Origin of the sequence: Nocardioides immobilis, from assembly GCF_003515065.1 — a bacterium.
GTDB lineage: Bacteria > Actinomycetota > Actinomycetes > Propionibacteriales > Nocardioidaceae > Nocardioides > Nocardioides immobilis.
The window spans coordinates 137,487-153,420 of the sequence record NZ_QXGH01000016.1 but is presented as its reverse complement, the minus strand read 5'-3'; the positions used below and the strand labels follow the sequence as shown (position 1 = coordinate 153,420).

14 protein-coding genes, 2 tRNA genes and 1 other RNA gene are annotated in these 15,934 nt (G+C 71.0%); 9 read left to right on the top strand and 8 right to left on the bottom strand.

The annotated features are described in order from the left end of the window. Window positions 1-5: 5 nt before the first annotated feature. Window positions 6-94, bottom strand: a tRNA-Ser gene (locus tag D0Z08_RS13230). Between the two features lie 70 nt (window positions 95-164). Here D0Z08_RS13230 and ffs point away from each other — a divergent pair. After that, an RNA gene (gene ffs, locus D0Z08_RS13225) (signal recognition particle sRNA small type) lies at window positions 165-255 on the top strand. A gap of 122 nt (window positions 256-377) precedes the next feature. Here the strand turns inward: ffs and D0Z08_RS13220 are convergent. Then, window positions 378-1,697 carry a purple acid phosphatase family protein gene (locus tag D0Z08_RS13220; RefSeq protein WP_182481285.1) on the bottom strand — a complete coding sequence of 440 codons (1,320 nt, stop codon included), beginning with the start codon at window positions 1,695-1,697 and terminating at the stop codon, window positions 378-380. 120 nt (window positions 1,698-1,817) lie between these two features. On the opposite strand from D0Z08_RS13220, the gene D0Z08_RS13215 reads away from it, so the two are divergent. The 6 genes from D0Z08_RS13215 to D0Z08_RS13190 are packed head-to-tail and all read left to right on the top strand — an operon-like array spanning window position 1,818 to window position 7,814. Further along, window positions 1,818-3,749: a DNA polymerase III subunit gamma and tau gene (locus tag D0Z08_RS13215; RefSeq protein ID WP_118925710.1), complete on the top strand. Its 1,932-nt coding sequence runs from the start codon at window positions 1,818-1,820 to the stop codon at window positions 3,747-3,749. Between the two features lie 25 nt (window positions 3,750-3,774). Beyond that, complete coding sequence (locus tag D0Z08_RS13210; RefSeq protein WP_118925709.1) at window positions 3,775-4,170, top strand: YbaB/EbfC family nucleoid-associated protein; 396 nt, start codon at window positions 3,775-3,777, stop codon at window positions 4,168-4,170. A 15-nt stretch (window positions 4,171-4,185) separates the two neighbouring features. Further along, a complete protein-coding gene (gene recR / locus D0Z08_RS13205; RefSeq protein ID WP_118925708.1) occupies window positions 4,186-4,782 on the top strand; it encodes a recombination mediator RecR in 597 nt (198 codons plus the stop codon). Beyond that, window positions 4,779-5,396 (top strand): DUF5063 domain-containing protein, encoded by a 618-nt coding sequence (locus D0Z08_RS13200; RefSeq protein ID WP_245993927.1) that lies wholly within the window; start codon window positions 4,779-4,781, stop codon window positions 5,394-5,396. The genes recR and D0Z08_RS13200 overlap by 4 nt, the downstream gene beginning before the upstream one ends. 59 nt (window positions 5,397-5,455) lie before the next feature. Then, window positions 5,456-6,736 (top strand): aspartate kinase, encoded by a 1,281-nt coding sequence (locus D0Z08_RS13195; protein WP_118925707.1) that lies wholly within the window; start codon window positions 5,456-5,458, stop codon window positions 6,734-6,736. Window positions 6,737-6,776: 40 nt separating this feature from the next. Beyond that, window positions 6,777-7,814 (top strand): aspartate-semialdehyde dehydrogenase, encoded by a 1,038-nt coding sequence (locus tag D0Z08_RS13190; protein WP_118925706.1) that lies wholly within the window; start codon window positions 6,777-6,779, stop codon window positions 7,812-7,814. Here the strand turns inward: D0Z08_RS13190 and D0Z08_RS13185 are convergent. The 3 genes from D0Z08_RS13185 to D0Z08_RS13175 all read right to left on the bottom strand — a co-directional run bounded on the left by D0Z08_RS13185 (window position 7,811) and on the right by D0Z08_RS13175 (window position 10,297). After that, window positions 7,811-8,965: a hypothetical protein gene (locus D0Z08_RS13185; RefSeq protein WP_118925705.1), complete on the bottom strand. Its 1,155-nt coding sequence runs from the start codon at window positions 8,963-8,965 to the stop codon at window positions 7,811-7,813. The genes D0Z08_RS13190 and D0Z08_RS13185 overlap by 4 nt on opposite strands. 129 nt (window positions 8,966-9,094) lie before the next feature. After that, a tRNA-Pro gene (locus D0Z08_RS13180) sits at window positions 9,095-9,168 on the bottom strand. A gap of 187 nt (window positions 9,169-9,355) precedes the next feature. After that, window positions 9,356-10,297 (bottom strand): metallophosphoesterase, encoded by a 942-nt coding sequence (locus D0Z08_RS13175; protein ID WP_118925704.1) that lies wholly within the window; start codon window positions 10,295-10,297, stop codon window positions 9,356-9,358. Between the two features lie 26 nt (window positions 10,298-10,323). Between D0Z08_RS13175 and D0Z08_RS13170 the strand changes: the two genes are divergently transcribed. Then, window positions 10,324-10,782: a GatB/YqeY domain-containing protein gene (locus tag D0Z08_RS13170; RefSeq protein ID WP_118925703.1), complete on the top strand. Its 459-nt coding sequence runs from the start codon at window positions 10,324-10,326 to the stop codon at window positions 10,780-10,782. A 3-nt stretch (window positions 10,783-10,785) separates the two neighbouring features. On the opposite strand, the gene D0Z08_RS13165 is transcribed toward D0Z08_RS13170, so the two are convergent. Next, window positions 10,786-13,170 (bottom strand): penicillin-binding protein, encoded by a 2,385-nt coding sequence (locus tag D0Z08_RS13165; RefSeq protein ID WP_118925702.1) that lies wholly within the window; start codon window positions 13,168-13,170, stop codon window positions 10,786-10,788. 227 nt (window positions 13,171-13,397) lie between these two features. Here D0Z08_RS13165 and D0Z08_RS13160 point away from each other — a divergent pair, with 227 nt between their 5' ends. After that, complete coding sequence (locus tag D0Z08_RS13160; RefSeq protein ID WP_118925701.1) at window positions 13,398-13,685, top strand: WhiB family transcriptional regulator; 288 nt, start codon at window positions 13,398-13,400, stop codon at window positions 13,683-13,685. Between the two features lie 53 nt (window positions 13,686-13,738). On the opposite strand, the gene bagB is transcribed toward D0Z08_RS13160, so the two are convergent. Further along, complete coding sequence (bagB, locus tag D0Z08_RS13155) at window positions 13,739-14,929, bottom strand: ArsA family ATPase (RefSeq protein ID WP_118925700.1); 1,191 nt, start codon at window positions 14,927-14,929, stop codon at window positions 13,739-13,741. Further along, window positions 14,930-15,928, bottom strand: a complete 999-nt coding sequence (gene bagA, locus D0Z08_RS13150; protein ID WP_118925699.1) for an ATPase BagA — start codon at window positions 15,926-15,928, stop codon at window positions 14,930-14,932. Window positions 15,929-15,934: the final 6 nt, after the last annotated feature.

Below are 15,934 nucleotides of genomic sequence, written 5' to 3'. Positions count from 1 at the left end.
GCCTCTGGCGGAGGTAGGGGGATTCGAACCCCCGAGGGCTATTAACCCAACCCGCTTTCCAAGCGAGCGCCATAGGCCACTAGGCGATACCTCCGCCGAGGAGGCTACCGGGCGGGTGACCGGCCGATGAAATCGCCTTGGTCGCGATGATCTAGAGTTGGCGCAACCCCCCGTGCGGCGGCATCTCGCCCAACTCCCCCAGGGCCGGAAGGCAGCAAGGGTAAGTGAGCTCTGTCGGGTGCGCGGGGGGCCTACAGTTTTCGATCGGCCGAGCGTGTCGCACACGGTGCGACACCGCCCAGGCCATCGCTTCGCTCGGCCCAGGGGCGTCGCACCGTGCGGGCTTCGCCCGCGTGCGCCACGCTGCCGGCCGTTTTCTAGGTCCAGGGCACGACGCGCTTGCGTCCGTCGGCCAGTCGCTCGACGGTGAACGCGTCGACCACCTCGTCCAGCGCCAGCCCGTCGGGGTTCGGGTCGTCGCGGAACCAGCTGGCGTGGGACCGGTAGACCAGCCGGTCCTCGTGGACGCGGATCGCCTGGTAGGTCGTCACGCCCTCGTAGGCGACGGCCCGGATCGCGCCGTTCACGGTCCAGTTGTTCCGCCGGCCGCGGTCGAGCGGGTAGTACTTCCCGCCGGCGTTGCTGACGACGTAGACCGGACCGGTGTGCGTGCCGTCGCCGACCTCGCCGCTCGCGAGATGGCCCCGTGCGTAGGTGTGGTCGTGGCCCTGCAGCACCAGGTCGACGCCGTACTCCTCGAAGACCGGCAGCCACCGGTTGCGGAGCCGCCCGTTGTCGCGCTCGGGCGTCGCCGAGAACATCGGCTGGTGGAAGGTCACGACCGACCAGCGCATCGGGTTGTTCGTGAGCAGGCGCCGTACCCAGGCCGCCTGGTCGCCGCCGCCGAACGGCGCGTTGCCGTTGAGCGAGATGAACCGCACGCCCTGGTAGTCGGTGAACCACACGTCCTCGCGGTGCAGCCGCGGTCCGTTGTCCGGCATGCCGAAGTGCGCGCGGTACTGCTGGAGGAGGTCGTCGCCCTGGTACTCGTGGTTGCCCGGTGAGGCCACGACCAGCTTCTCGCTGGCCAGCCGGCCCGCCGCGGCGAACCACTGCGCCCACTGCTCGTCCTGGTCGGCGTCGTTGATCAGGTCGCCGGCGTGGAGGCTGAGCGCCGCGCCGGGGTACCGCGCGAGGGCGCGCTCGACGTTCGCCGGCCACACCTCGTCCAGGCTGACCTGCGCGTCGCCGAAGTAGAGGAAGGTCCACGGCTCCGTGCCGGTGCCGGCGGTCCGCACCCGGCGCCACGGCGACCAGCCGGTGGTGTCGCTGCCGACGCGGAAGCGGTACGACGTCGCCGGGTCGAGGCCGTCCATGGTCGCGGTGTGGTGCCGGGCCGGTGCGGCCATCCCGGCGCTGGGGAGCGAGACCCGGGTCTGCTTCGAGCGGACGCGCCCGGCCCGGCCGCCGTCGGCCGGGATCCATTCGGCGACGCCGTCGCGGGTGGTCACGTCGGTGCGCCAGGTGACGGTGACCGAGCGGGTGGGCGTCGGCGTCGGGTTGAGCACGATCCGGTCGGGCTCCGGGCCCGGGGCCGAGTCCCGGAGCCAGTCCGACGGCCGCGCTCGGGTCAGGAGCTGGGTCCCGAGCACGCCCGCGGGGACGCCGGTCAGCAGGGTGCGGCGGTGGACGGCCATGGCCCCTACCGCACCGAGGTCACGCGACCGCAGCGGTGGCGGACCGGTGAGGGGCGGTAAAGGTCCGGTGAACATCCGCCTCGCCTGTCGGCCGTCGGAAGGGCCGTCTAGTGTTCAAGCGTGGATTCCCCGCTCGCGCTCTATCGCCGCTACCGGCCCGAGACCTTCGCCGAGGTCATCGGGCAGGAGCACGTGACCGAGCCGCTCCGCGCCGCGCTCGCCGGCAACCGGGTCAACCACGCCTACCTGTTCTCCGGGCCGCGGGGCTGCGGCAAGACCACCAGCGCCCGGATCCTCGCCCGTGCCCTCAACTGCGAGCAGGCGCCGGTGGCCGATCCGTGCGGCGAGTGCGACAGCTGCCGTGACCTGGCGCGCGGCGGGCCGGGCTCGATCGACGTGATCGAGATCGACGCGGCGTCCCACGGCGGCGTCGACGACGCCCGCGAGCTGCGCGAGAAGGCGTTCTTCGCGCCCGTGAAGAGCCGCTACAAGGTCTACATCATCGATGAGGCGCACATGGTCACGACGCAGGGCTTCAACGCCCTGCTCAAGCTGGTCGAGGAGCCGCCGCCGCACCTGCGTTTCATCTTCGCCACGACCGAGCCGGACAAGGTGATCCCCACCATCCGGTCGCGCACGCACCACTACCCGTTCCGCCTGATCCCGCCGCGCCTGCTGTCGTCGTACCTCTCCGAGCTCTGTGAGCTCGAGGGCGTCACCATCGAGCCGGCGGCCCTGCCCCTGCTCGTCCGTGCGGGCGCCGGGTCGGCCCGCGACACGCTCTCCGTGCTCGACCAGCTGCTGGGCGGCGCCGGGCCGGCGGGCGTGACCTACGACCTGGCGAGCGGCCTGCTCGGCTACACCCCCGACACCCTGCTCGACGACGTGGTCGACGCGTTCGCGGCGGGTGACGGAGCGTCCGTGTTCGGGGTCGTCGACCGGGTGATCGAGACCGGGCAGGACCCGCGGCGGTTCACCGAGGACCTGCTGCGGCGGCTGCGCGACCTGGTCATCGTGTCCGCGGTGCCGGACGCGCCGGCCACCGGCCTCATCGACGTCGCCGACGACCAGGGTGAGCGGCTGGTCGCGCAGGCGGCGCGGTTCGGCCGGGCCGAGCTGACCCGGGCCGCCGACCTGGTCGCCTCCGGGCTGACCGAGATGCGGGGTGCGACCGCACCTCGGCTCCTGCTCGAGCTGATCTGTGCGCGGGTGCTGCTGCCCGCCGCCGACCACGGCACCGACGGCGTCCTCGCCCGGCTCGACCGGCTCGAGCGCCGGATGGCGATCGCCGCCCCCGCGGCGCCGGCCAGTGCCCCGGCGGCGCCCGTGCCTGCCGAGCCTGCCGAGGCGCGCCCGGCCGCCGTACGACCCGAGCCGGTGGCCGAGCCGCAACCCGAGCAGCAGCCCGAGCCGCCCGTGGCCGACGAGCCCGAGCCCGAGCCCACGCCCACCGAGCCGCTCGAGGCGCCCGCGGCCGCCGTACCTCCCGAGCCGGAGGCCGCTCCGGCACCCGCCCCGGCCCCAGCCGGCAGCCTGTCGCTGGTCGACGTCCGGCGGCTGTGGCCCGACGTCATCGCCGCGACCCAGCGCAAGCGGCGGGTGACCTGGATCCACCTCACCCAGAACTCCCAGGTCGTCGGCTTCGACGGCACGACGCTGACCCTCGGCTTCAACAACGCCGGGGCGCGGGGGAGCTTCGAGGGTGGCAGCGCCGACGTCCTGCAGGAGGCGATCCGCGAGGTCGTCGGTGCGGAGTGGCGGGTCGAGACGATCCTCGACCCGGGCGCCGAGCCCGGTGCCGGCACGCCCCCCGCGTCCCCGCAGCCGACGGCCCCGGCCGCTCCGCAGGAGTCGGCTCCGCCGCGACCCGAGCCCGAGCCGCCGGCGCCGCGCCGGCCACGGATGGCGGACATCCAGGCCGAGGCCGAGGCAGCCCACGATCCCGACGAGGCGGTCGACCGCGACGACGCCGACGTCGATGCCGAGGCAGGTGCCGACCTGCTCGTCCGTGAGCTCGGCGCCCAGGTGATCGAGGAGATCCCCCACCAATGACGACGACCCCACGGAGGGCAGCACGATGACCCAGAACCCGTTCGACGCGCTCGGCGGCGGCGGCCTCGACATCGGGGCCCTGCTCCAGCAGGCGCAGCAGATGCAGGAGGACCTGCAGGCAGCCCAGAACCGGCTCGCCGACGCGTCGGTCGAGGGATCGGTCGCCGGTGGGGCGGTCACCGTGACGGTCAGCGGCACCGGCGAGCTCACCGGGGTGACGATCACGCCCGCCGCGGTCGGCGACCCCGAAGAGCTGGAGGAGAACCTCGAGGAGATCGGTGACTACATCGTCGCCGCCTACCGCGACGCCAAGGCGAAGGCCGACGCCCTCGCCGACCAGACGATCGGCCCGCTCGCGGGCGGCCTGCCCGGGCTGCCGGGCAGCGGACCGGGGGCCGCCCCCGGCCCGCTCGGCTTCTAGGACGCTGACCCGACCGTGTACGAAGGCGTCGTCCAGGACCTCATCGACGAGCTCGGCAGGCTGCCGGGTGTCGGGCCGAAGAGCGCGCAGCGCATCGCGTTCCACCTGCTCCAGGCCGACCCGGTCGACGTGAAGCGGCTCGCCGACGTCCTGATCGAGGTCAAGGCGAGGGTGAAGTTCTGCGCGACCTGCTTCAACGTGTCCGAGGACGACCAGTGCCGGATCTGCCGTGACCCACGGCGGGACCAGAGCGTCATCTGTGTCGTGGAGGAGTACAAGGACGTCGTCGCGATCGAGCGCACCCGCGAGTTCCGTGGTCGCTACCACGTGCTCGGCGGCGCGATCTCGCCGATCGACGGGATCGGCCCGGAGCAGCTCCACGTCAAGGAGCTGCTCACCAGGCTCGGCGACGGAGCGGTCACCGAGGTGATCCTGGCGACCGACCCGAACCTCGAGGGCGAGGCGACAGCGACGTACCTCACGCGGATGTTGGGCCCCCTAGGGTTGCGCGTGACGCGGTTGGCGAGTGGACTCCCGGTAGGCGGCGATCTCGAGTACGCCGACGAGGTCACTCTCGGACGAGCATTTGTTGGAAGGCAGGCGGCAACGTGACCGATCAGCTCCCAGGCCAGGCGGCCCTCGAGGCGATGCTCGCCGTCGAGACCGAGACCGTGCGGTTCGCGGACGACATCGCGACCTCGGTCGGGTCGTTCCTCGACTCGCTGCGGGTGATCGCCACCGAGGCGACGCCGGGGCAGGCGATCTCGTTGCTGCTCCTCCAGATCAGCGAGATCGCGCTCGCGGGCGCCCGGCTCGGCGCCCAGCGCGACTTCGCCCCGCGCGACGAGTACCAGCCCGACGTCGGGCCGGACGCCGACCTCGACGACCTCCGGCTCCGGCTCGCCGACCTGCTCGGCAACGTCGACACGATGAGTTACGTCTTCGACCCCTACCAGCCCGAGGTCGTCGAGAGTCAGCTCTCCGACGACCTGGCCAGCATCGCCAGCGACCTCGAGAACGGCATGCGCCACTACCGCGCGGGCGACGTCGAGGAGGCGCTCTGGTGGTGGCAGTTCTCCTACGTCTCCAACTGGGGCTCGCTCGCCGGTGCGGCGATGAAGGCGCTCCTGTCGGTCGTCGCCCATGACCGGCTCGACGTCGACATCGAGTCGGAGCTCGACGTGATCGAGGCCGCAACCGCAGCCTTGGACGGCGGTCAGGCGTAGCGGCGTACCTCGGTAGAATCGACGGGCATCTTCCCCGTCGATCCAGGAGCGCATCCGAAGTGGGCATTGTCGTCCAGAAGTACGGCGGCTCGTCGCTGTCCGACGCCGACGCCATCAAGCGGGTGGCACGTCGGATCACCGAGGCCAAGAAGGCCGGCAACGACGTCGTCGTCGCGGTCTCCGCCATGGGGGACAGCACCGACGAGCTGCTCGATCTCGCCGCGCAGGTCAGTCCGTTGCCGCCGGCGCGCGAGCTCGACATGTTGCTGACGGCGGGCGAGCGGATCTCGATGGCGCTGGTCGCGATGGCGATCTCCGACCTGGGCTTCACCGCTCGCTCGTTCACCGGCTCCCAGGCGGGCGTGATCACGGACTCCGTCCATGGCAAGGCGAAGATCATCGACGTCACGCCGGGCCGGATCCGCGGGGCCATCGACGAGGGTCACATCGTGATCGTCGCCGGCTTCCAGGGCGTCAGCCAGGCGACCAAGGAGATCACCACCCTCGGTCGTGGTGGCACGGACACCACGGCGGTCGCGCTGGCGGCCGCGCTCGAGGCCGACGTCTGCGAGATCTACACCGACGTCGACGGCGTCTTCACGGCCGACCCGCGGATCGTTCCGTCCGCGCGCAAGCTGGACACCGTCACCTACGAGGAGATGCTCGAGCTGGCGGCGTCGGGGGCCAAGGTCCTCCACCTGCGCTCGGTCGAGTACGCCCGGCGCCACAACATCCCGATCCACGTCCGCTCGTCGTTCAGCACCCTGGAAGGGACGACCGTGACCGGCAGCATCAACGACCCAGCCCGGGAGGGCAGCATGGAAGCACCGATCATCGCCGGCGTCGCCCACGACCGCAGCGAGGCCAAGATCACGGTCGTCGGCGTCCCGGACAAGGTCGGCGAGGCCGCCGCGATCTTCACGGCGCTGGCGGACGCCCAGATCAACATCGACATGATCGTCCAGAACGTGTCGGCCGCGGCGACGAACCTGACCGACATCTCGTTCACGCTGCCGCACTCCGACGGCCAGACCGCGATGACCACGCTCCACGGCCTCAAGAACAAGGTCGGCTTCGAGTCCCTGCTCTACGACGAGAAGATCGGCAAGATCTCGCTCATCGGTGCCGGGATGCGCTCCCACCCGGGCATCTCGGCCAAGTTCTTCACCGCGATGGCCGAGGCCGGCGTCAACATCGGCATGATCTCCACCTCCGAGATCCGGATCTCGGTGATCGTCGAGGAGGACGACGTCGACGCAGCGGTCCAGGCCGCGCACACGGCGTTCGACCTCGACGCCGACGAGGTCGAGGCCGTCGTCTACGGCGGCACCGGACGCTAAACCACTCGCGGCGCCGCGAGGCGCCCGGAAGGATTCACCCATGAAGATCGGAATCGTCGGCGCGACCGGCCAGGTCGGCGTCGCCATGCGGCAGATCCTCCTCGAGCGGGCGTTCCCCGCCGACGAGGTGCGGTTCTTCGCCTCTGCCCGGTCCGCAGGCACCGTCCTGCCGTTCGGTGACCGCGACGTCACCGTCGAGGACGCCTCCACCGCCGACCCGAGCGGGCTCGACATCGCGCTGTTCTCCGCCGGTGCGACCACGTCCCGTGCGCTGGCGCAGAAGTTCGTCGACGCCGGGGTGATCGTGGTCGACAACTCCTCGGCGTTCCGGAAGGACCCGGCGATCCCGCTCGTCGTCTCCGAGGTCAACCCCGACGCCGCGCGGGCGGTCATCGACGCCGGCCGCGGGATCATCGCCAACCCGAACTGCACCACGATGGCAGCGATGCCGGTGCTCAAGCCGCTGCACGACGAGGCCGGACTGGTCCGGCTGATCGCGTCGACGTACCAGGCCGTCTCCGGCTCCGGCATCGCCGGCGTCGAGGAGCTCGCCACCGGCATCGCCGCGGCTGGCGACAAGGCCCGGGAGCTGGCGTACGACGGCGAGGCGGTCGCGTTCCCGGAGCCGGGCGTCTACCAGCGGACCATCGCCTACAACGTGCTGCCCTTCGCCGGCAACCTCGTCGACGACGGGCTCAACGAGACCGACGAGGAGCAGAAGCTCCGCAACGAGTCGCGGAAGATCCTCGGCATCCCGGACCTGCGGGTCTCCGGGATCTGCGTCCGGGTGCCGGTCTTCACCGGCCACTCCCTGGCGATCAACGCCGAGTTCGAGCGTGCGCTGCCGGTGGACCGCGCGCGCGAGCTGCTGAGCTCCGCTCCCGGCGTCGAGGTGGCCGACATCCCGAACCCGCTGGCGGCGGCGGGCAAGGACCCGTCGTACGTCGGCCGGCTCCGGCAGGACCCCGGCGTCGACGGCGACCGCGGCCTGGCGCTGTTCGTCTCCAACGACAACCTCCGCAAGGGCGCCGCCCTCAACACGGTGCAGATCGCCGAGCTGGTGCTCGCCTCGCGCTAGGTGTCCGTGCCTGGTTCGACGAAGGTCTCGGTCACCCAGACCGACGCCAGGAACGCCCCCACGCTGATGACCGGGATCACGATCAGCATCGACCAGTGGTCGAGGACGTCGATCAGGAACAGCAGTGCCACCACGGCCACCAGGCCCACGCCGAGGAAGCTGCTGCTGCCCGGGTCGGGGATCGAGAAGACCTTGAGCAGAGCGCTGCCGAGCAGGACACAGGCCACGAACGTCGCCACCAGCAGCACGAAGCCCGGTCCGCCGCTGCACGTCGCGGTGTTGCGGACGGCCTCGCAGCCCCGCAGCGACAGCATGATCAGCCCGATCATCGCCGCTCCCACAACGGCCCCGGTCACCGCGGCAGCCGGGTAGGTCGGCAGCAACGGCGGCTCGTCCCCCTGTGCCGCGATCTCCGCGTCCTCGTAGTCAGTGCTGGTCACCGGCTCCGGCTCGATGTCGGGCGCGAGCTTGGCCCGCGGCCGGACCGCCTTCCTCGCGGCGCCGCTCGCCTTGGTCGCCGCCGATCGGGCCGCGGCGCCGGCCTTCGCTGCCACGGGCCTCTCCGCGGGCTTCGGCTCGGCCTTCGCTGCCGGCTCTGCAGCGGGCTTCGTCGGGGGCGTCGTCTTCTTGGCCGGCGCTGTCTGCGCGGCGGGCGCTGTCTTCGCGGCGGGCGCTGTCTTCGCGGCGGGAGCGGTCGGCGCGGCGGCCTTCTGCGGCACCGGCCGCGGCTCGGGCTCCGGCTCCGGGGTGGCGACCGGGTCGGCGACCGGATCGGGCTCGGGCTCGGGGGTCACCTCGGCGACCGGCTCGGGCTCGGGCTCCGGTTCGGGGATGACCTCGGCGACCGGCTCAGGCTCCGCCTCTTCGGCGACCGGCTCGGGCTCTTCGACGGGGGGCTCTTCAACGGCGGGCTCCGCCGTCTCGAGCTCCTGCGTCACCGGCTCGTCGACGATCTCCTCGGTCGGCCCGTCGGCCGCCGTGGCATCGGATTCCTGGTCGGCGGGCGCAGCGCCGGCGGACGCCGGGCGCGACCGAGTGGCGGGCGCCGGTGAGGTGCCCTTGGAGGTCCCCGTGGCGTCCGACTTCTTCTTCCGCCCGAACAGCTTCGGCGGCTCCAAGCTGAGCTTCAGCTTGTCCTGCTCGTCAGACATGGAGTGCAGTGTGTCACGAAGGAGAACCACGCGACACGAGAGTTCCCTTGGTGGTCGGGCGCGTCGCCGCGGGTGCGTTCGGCGAAAACGGCGACAGGCGGATCCGGTCCGGATCCGCCTGTCGATCGGTCGGGCTGACAGGATTTGAACCTGCGGCCTCCTCGTCCCGAACGAGGCGCGCTACCAAGCTGCGCCACAGCCCGCCATGCTCGTTCCCGGCCCTGATGATCGCCCCCGGAACTGCTGGGGTCGATCGCCCTGGGCGGGCCCGTTCACAAGCACCGGAGCATACCGGAGGCCATCCCGCGCCCCACAATCCGCCCATCGCGCCCGGCGTTCCGGTCGCCTGATCCCGCGGGAGGCGACCCGAATGGTGGGTGTGAGGCGGCCTCAGTCCGCCGGGCGGAGCGTGAGCAGCGTGGCCTCGGGCCGGCAGGCGACCCGGATCCGGGCGTACGGGCTGGTCCCGAGACCGGCGGAGACATGCATCCAGGCCGAGCCAGGATCGCCCGGGCGGGAGTCGGCGGGATGGCGGTGCAGGCCGCGGGCGCGCGCGGGCTCGAGGTCGCAGTTCGTCGTCAGCGCCCGGCCGGGCCGACGGAGGTTGGAGAGGTAGGGGAGGCAGACCTGGCCGCCGTGGGTGTGGCCGGCCACGATGGCGTCGTACCCGTCGGCGGCGAACTGGTCGAGCACGCGCAGGTACGGCGCATGGGCGACGCCGAGCCGCACGTCCGCCATCGCGTCGGCCGGACCGGCGACGGCGGCGAGGTCGTCGTACTTGAGGTGGGGGTCGTCGACCCCCGCGAAGGAGAACCGGGTCTCACCCACGGCCAACGTCGCCGTGCGGTTGGTGAGGTCCAGCCAGCCGGCACCGGCGAGGCCGGCCGACAGGTCGCCCCACGGGAGCGCGGGGACGTTGGTGTGCCGCTTGCCGTTGTCCGGGAGCAGGTAGCCGAGCGGGTTGCGGATGCCGGGCTCGAAGTAGTCGTTGGACCCGTGCACGAACACCCCGGGCCGGTCGAGGAGCTTGCCGAGGCTGTCGAGCACGACGGGCACGGAGTCGCGGTGCGCGAGGTTGTCGCCGGTGTCGATCACCAGGTCCGGCTCGAGGTCCGCGAGCCCGCGCAACCACTCCTGCTTGCGGGTCTGCCCGGGCGTCATGTGGATGTCACTGATGTGCAGCACCCGCAGCGGCCGCATGCCTGCCGGCAGTACCGGCACGTCCACCTTGCGCAAGGTGTACTGCCGCGCCTCCCAGGCGGCGTACGCCGTCGCTGTGGCTCCGGCGGCGACGCCGGTGCCGAGAAGTCCGAGAATCCGTGAGGGAGGCACGACCGTAGGCTGCCACAATCGTCCTCATGAACTCGCTGAAGGACCGTCTGCGCACCGACCTCGTCACGGCCATCAAGGCGCGTGACGACGTGCGCTCCTCCACGATCCGGATGATCCTCACCGCGGTCACCAACGCCGAGGTCGCGGGCACCGTCGCCAAGGAGCTCACCGACGAGGACATGCTCAGCGTGCTCTCCACCGAGGCCAAGAAGCGGCGTGAGGCGGCGGTGGCCTTCGAGGAGGGCGGCCGTCCGGAGAGTGCCGCCAAGGAGCGTGCCGAGGCCGCGGTGATCGCCGACTACCTCCCCGCGCAGCTGAGCCCTGAGGAGATCGCCGGGATCGTCACCGCCGCGGTCGAGCAGCTCGACGCTGCCGGCGCCGGGCCCAAGGCGATGGGCAAGGTGATGGGCCTGGTCCAGCCCCAGGTCAAGGGGCGCGCCGACGGTGCCGCGGTCGCGGCAGAGGTACGGCGCCAGCTGGGCTAGCCGCTAGCCGCGGCCGCCCCCGTTGCCATTGCCGTTCCCGTTGCCGCCCCGGCCGCCGTCACCGTCGTTGTCGCCGCCCCGGCCGCCGTTGTTGTTCTTGGGCGGCTTCGGCGGGGGCGGGGGCGGGGTGCCGTCGGAGATGTAGATGAGGACCGTGTCGCCGGACCCGAACTCGGTGCCGGCGCCCGGGGAGGTGTAGGCGACGGTGCCCTCGGCGTAGGCGGAGTCGACGATGCCGCCGTTCGACACGTAGAAGCCCTCGGCCTCGAGTGCGTCCGTGGCCTGGTCGACGGTCATCCCGCCGACGTCGGGGATCAGGTTGAGGACGCCGGCGATGTCCTCGCCGGACGGCTCGACGAACGTCGCGTCCTCCAGGAACGGGGCGATCGCCTTGAACGCATCACCCCAGATCGGTCCGGCGGTCTGCGATCCCGAGGTGGCCGCAACCTGGCCGCCGATCAGCTTGCCGTCGAGCGACTCGGGCTCGCCCACCTCGTTGACGCCGGCGACCGCCACGGCACCGGCCAGGTTGGGCGTGTAGCCGGCGAACCACACGGACTGGTTCGCCGTCGACGTGCCGGTCTTGCCGGCGGACTGCTGGCCCGGGTGGAGGTATTGGCCGAAGCCCCCGGGCTGCAGCACGCCCTCCAGCACGTCGTTGACGGCGTCGGCGACCGGGCCGGGAAGCTCCTGGGTGCACTGAGGGTCGTACTTCTTGAGCACGTTGCCCTGGTTGTCCTCGATCTTGGTGACCGGCAGCGCGTCACAGTGCTTGCCGCGGGCAGCGAAGGTCGCGTAGGCCTCGGCCAGCTCGAGCGGGCTCACGTCCACGAAGCCGAGCGTGAACGCCGGCCGCATCTCGTCGGCCGGGTTCGTCAGCCGGATGCCGAGCCGGCGGGCGATGGTGAACGGCTCGCACAGGCCGGTCTCCCTCTCGAGCTGGGCGAAGAAGGTGTTCACCGAGCCCTGAGTGCCCGTGTAGAGGTTGACCGTGTGGGGTTCGAAGTCGAAGTTGGAGACGCTCCACGTCGATGAGCTCGCGTAGGGGCCGTCGCAGGTCTCGTACTCGTTCTCCGGGATGAACGCCTCCGCCGGCACGCTGTAGCTCTTGGTGAGCGGGATGCCCTGGTTGATGGCAGCAGCAAGCACGAACGTCTTGAACGTCGAGCCCGGCGCGAAGCCGCTGGCCTTGCCGTACTCCTTGGGCACCGTGTAGTTGAGGAACGTCTGGTTGGGCCCGTTGCCGAGCTCCCGCGACTGGGCCAGCGCCTTGACCTCGCCGGTGCCCGGCTCGATCAGCGCCATCGCACCGATCGCGCCCTCGTGCGGGTAGACGTGCTGGCTGACCGAGGTCTGGGTGGCCGTCTGCATCCGCATGTCGATCGACGTGGTGATGGTGAGGCCACCGTTGAGGATCAGCCGCCACCGCTCCCGCGGGTTGTTCCCGAGGGCGGGGTCCTGCTTGAGCCAGGCGATGACGTACTCGCAGAAGAACTGCGCGGTCGAGTTGACGCAGCCGCGCTCCTTCGGCTGGACGTCGATGCCGAGCGACCGTTCCTTGGTCTTCTCCGCCGTGCGCTCGGAGATGACGCTGAGCTCGGCCATCCGGTCGAGCACGACGTTGCGTCGCTCGCGGGACCGGTCGGGGTTCTCGGTCGGGTCGAACGCGCCAGGGCTCTGCACGATGCCGGCCAGCATGGCCGACTGGCGCAGGTTGAGCTCGTTGGCGTTGACGTCGAAGTAGTGCTGGGCGGCGGCCTGGATGCCGTAGGCGCCGTCACCGAAGTAGGCGGTGTTGAGGTAGCGCTCCAGGATCCAGTCCTTGGAGTACTTCTTCTCCAGGGCGATCGCGTAGCGCAGCTCGCGGAGCTTGCGGGCGTAGGTGTCGTCCGTCGCCGCCTCGCGCTCCTTCTTCGTGTCGGCCTGGTTGAGCAGGGTCAGCTTGACCAGCTGCTGAGTGATCGAGGAGCCACCCTGGACCACGCCGTTGGCGGCCTGGTTGGTGAAGAGGGCGCGCAGCGTGCCCTTCACGTCCAGCGCGCCGTGCTGGTAGAAGCGGTAGTCCTCGATCGACACGATCGACTTGACCATGATCCGCGAGATCTGGCGGAGCGGGACGATCACCCGGTTCTGGTCGTAGATCGTCGCGATCTGGTCGCCGTTGCGGTCGAGGATCTCGGTGCGCTGGGGGAGGAGCTCGGTCTCGAGCTCCTGCGGCAGCTCGTCGATCGAGTCGGACATGTTGCGTGCCGCGAAGCCCAGGACCCCGGCGAAGGGGATCGCGAGTCCGGAGACCACGACGCCCAGGACGGCGGAGACGAGCAGCATCACGCCGAGGTGCGACACCACCTTCGACGCAGGCAGGCCATCGGTCCTCGAGCGCGACATGCGGCCAGGGTACGTGACAAGAGGGCGACCTCCGGAGTCGGCGAATCACCGTGGTCACGGCCTCCGCACCATCCGGGGTCCCGCTCCGGATAGTGAAATGTGACTAGACAGGTTGCGCACAACGAGGGATGTGCTGGACCAGACATTACTTTACTTTTAACCCATACGAGGAGGATCGCGCGACGCTGTGGGGGCGTCGCCCTCCTTAAAATGATGGGGACAACATCATGTGGGTAGATGACTGGGCTTTGCGGGCGGCTTGCCGGACGGAACAACCGGACCAGTTGTTCGTGCGAGGAGCCGAGCAGAACAAGGCAAAGACGGTGTGCTCCGGTTGCCCGGTGCGCACGGAGTGCCTCGCTGAGGCGCTCGACAACCAGATCGAGTGGGGTGTCTGGGGCGGTATGACGGAGCGGGAGCGGCGTGCGCTGCTCCGGCGTCGGCCTGCCGCATCGTGGCGCAAGGTCCTCGAGTCTGCTCGGGACCGCGAGAACGCCGCCACGGTCGTCGTCTGACGCGTCGTACCTGAAGTTTCGGCCCATCGGCTGCCGCCGACCGGGCCGATTCTTCAGGTACGAGCCGCGGCCGCGAGGAGTTCGCCGATCCGGCGCAGGCCCTCGAGGTCGTGGACGTCGCCGGCGAGCGCTGGTACGACGGCCGTCGGCACCTGCGGGTGCGCGGTCGCGAACCGCTCCCGGAGCGACTGCTCGCGCTCGACCAGCTGGACCTGGTCGGCGTGCAGCCGCAGCAGCCCGGCGGCGATGGGCCCCGCGCCCTCTCGCCGCAGCCGGCCCACGCCGGCCAGCGCCTCCGCGGCGGGCAGCGCGCTCTCCGGTTCGGGGCTCGCGCGGTTGACGATCAGTCCGGCCAGCGGCATGCCGTCCTCGCTGAGCCGCTCGACGAAGTACGCCGCCTCGCGCAGCGCGTCGGGCTCGGGCGCAGCCACGACCAGGAACGCCGTCCCCTCCGCCTGCAGCAGTGAGTAGGTCCGCTGGGCGCGCTGCCGGAACCCACCGAAGACAGTGTCGAGCGCGGACACGAACATCTGCAGGTCCTTGAGGAACTGCGCGCCGAGGATCTTGGTGAGCGAGTTCGTGATCAGGCTGAATCCGGCCGTCATCAGCTTCGCCGGCCCCCGTGCCGGCGCCATCAGCAGTCGCACGAACCGGCCGTCGAGGAAGCTCGACAGCCGCTCGGGAGCGTCCAGGAAGTCCAGCGCCGACCGGGACGGCGGTGTGTCGACCACGATCAGGTCGTAGGTCCCCGCCTTCTGGGCATCCCGATGGATCTGACCGAGCTTCTCCATCGCCATGTACTCCTGCGTGCCCGCGAACGAGCTCGACAGCGCGATGTAGAACGGGTTGGCCAGGATCTGCTGTGCCTTCTCCGGGCTGGCCTGGGACTCGACCACCTCGTCGAAGGTGCGCTTCATGTCGAGCATCATCGCGTCGAGCCGGCCGTCGCCCGCGACGCCCTGGACCGGCCGCGGGGTGTTGTCGAGCTCCTCGATCCCCATCGACTGGGCCAGCCGGCGCGCCGGGTCGATCGTGAGTACGACGACCTTGCGCCCCTGCTCCGCGGCCCGCAGTGCGAGGGCGGCGGAGGTGGTCGTCTTGCCGACGCCGCCCGAGCCGCAGCAGACGATGATGCCAGTGGTCCTGTCGGCGAGCAGCGCGTCGACGTCGAGCGCACCGGCCCGCCGGGCACGGGGAGAGGTGGGTCCGACCCGGGTCTGGTGCTGCGTCGTACGGCGTGCCATCTAGGCCATCCCCTGCTCGCGGAGCAGCCCGGCGAACTCGTAGAGCGCGCCGAGGTCGACCCCGCCCGCCATCCGGGGGAGCTCGTAGGTCGGGACCCCGAGGTCACGCACGACCTCGCGCTGCTCGTCCTCCAGCGCGCGGCGCTCGGCGTGCTGGGCGGCCTCGTGGAGCAGCCCGTCGATCAGCACCGGGGTGACCTCGATCCCGGCCGCCTTCACCTCGGACTCGACCTTTTCGCGATCGAGGGTGCCGGCCCGCGCTGCCGCGAGGTTCTCGGCCGACAGGTCCCGCGGTCGCACCATGTTGACGACGATGCCACCGACGGGAAGCTTCGCCCGCTTCAGGTCGGCGATGCCGTCGATGGTCTCCTGGACCGGCATCTCCTCCAGCAGGGTGACCAGGTGGACCGCGGTGCGCGGCGACTGGAAGAGCTTCATCATCGTGTCGGACTGGGTCTTGATCGGGCCGACCTTCGCGAGCCCGCCGACCTCGCCACCGACGTTGAGGAACTGGGTGATCCGTCCGGTCGGCGGAGCGTCGAGCACGATCGCGTCGTACTGGATGGCGCCCTTGTTGCGGCTGTTGCGCTCCACGGCCTCGTAGACCTTGCCGCTCAGCAGCACGTCGCGGACACCGGGCGCGATGGTGGTCGCGAACTCGATCACGCCGAACCGGTCGAGCGCCTTGCCGGCGCGACCGAGCCGGTAGTACATGGAGAGGTACTCCAGCAGCGCCGACTCCGCGTCGATGTGGAGCGCGTGCACCACGCCGCGGCCCCCGTCGTCGTCGGGCAGACCGGTCGTGAGCCGGCGCTCCTCGTAGGGGAGCGGGTCGACGTCGAACATCCGGGCGATGCCTTGGCGACCCTCGACCTCGCACAGGAGCACGTTGGCACCCCGGTGCGCGAGGGCCAGGGCGAGCGCCGACGCCACCGTGGACTTGCCCGTGCCACCTTTGCCGGTGACGACGTGCAGCCGCACCTTCGACCAGTCGCTCACGTCGAG

Coding starts and splice junctions, on each gene's coding strand:
- D0Z08_RS13210 (WP_118925709.1), top strand. CDS start 3,775: ATGACCCAGAACCCGTTCGACGCGCTCGGCGGCGGCGGCCTCGACATC.
- D0Z08_RS13220 (WP_182481285.1), bottom strand. CDS start 1,697: ATGGCCGTCCACCGCCGCACCCTGCTGACCGGCGTCCCCGCGGGCGTG.
- D0Z08_RS13190 (WP_118925706.1), top strand. CDS start 6,777: ATGAAGATCGGAATCGTCGGCGCGACCGGCCAGGTCGGCGTCGCCATG.
- D0Z08_RS13185 (WP_118925705.1), bottom strand. CDS start 8,965: ATGTCTGACGAGCAGGACAAGCTGAAGCTCAGCTTGGAGCCGCCGAAG.
- D0Z08_RS13165 (WP_118925702.1), bottom strand. CDS start 13,170: ATGTCGCGCTCGAGGACCGATGGCCTGCCTGCGTCGAAGGTGGTGTCG.
- D0Z08_RS13170 (WP_118925703.1), top strand. CDS start 10,324: ATGAACTCGCTGAAGGACCGTCTGCGCACCGACCTCGTCACGGCCATC.
- bagB (WP_118925700.1), bottom strand. CDS start 14,929: ATGGCACGCCGTACGACGCAGCACCAGACCCGGGTCGGACCCACCTCT.
- D0Z08_RS13160 (WP_118925701.1), top strand. CDS start 13,398: ATGTGGGTAGATGACTGGGCTTTGCGGGCGGCTTGCCGGACGGAACAA.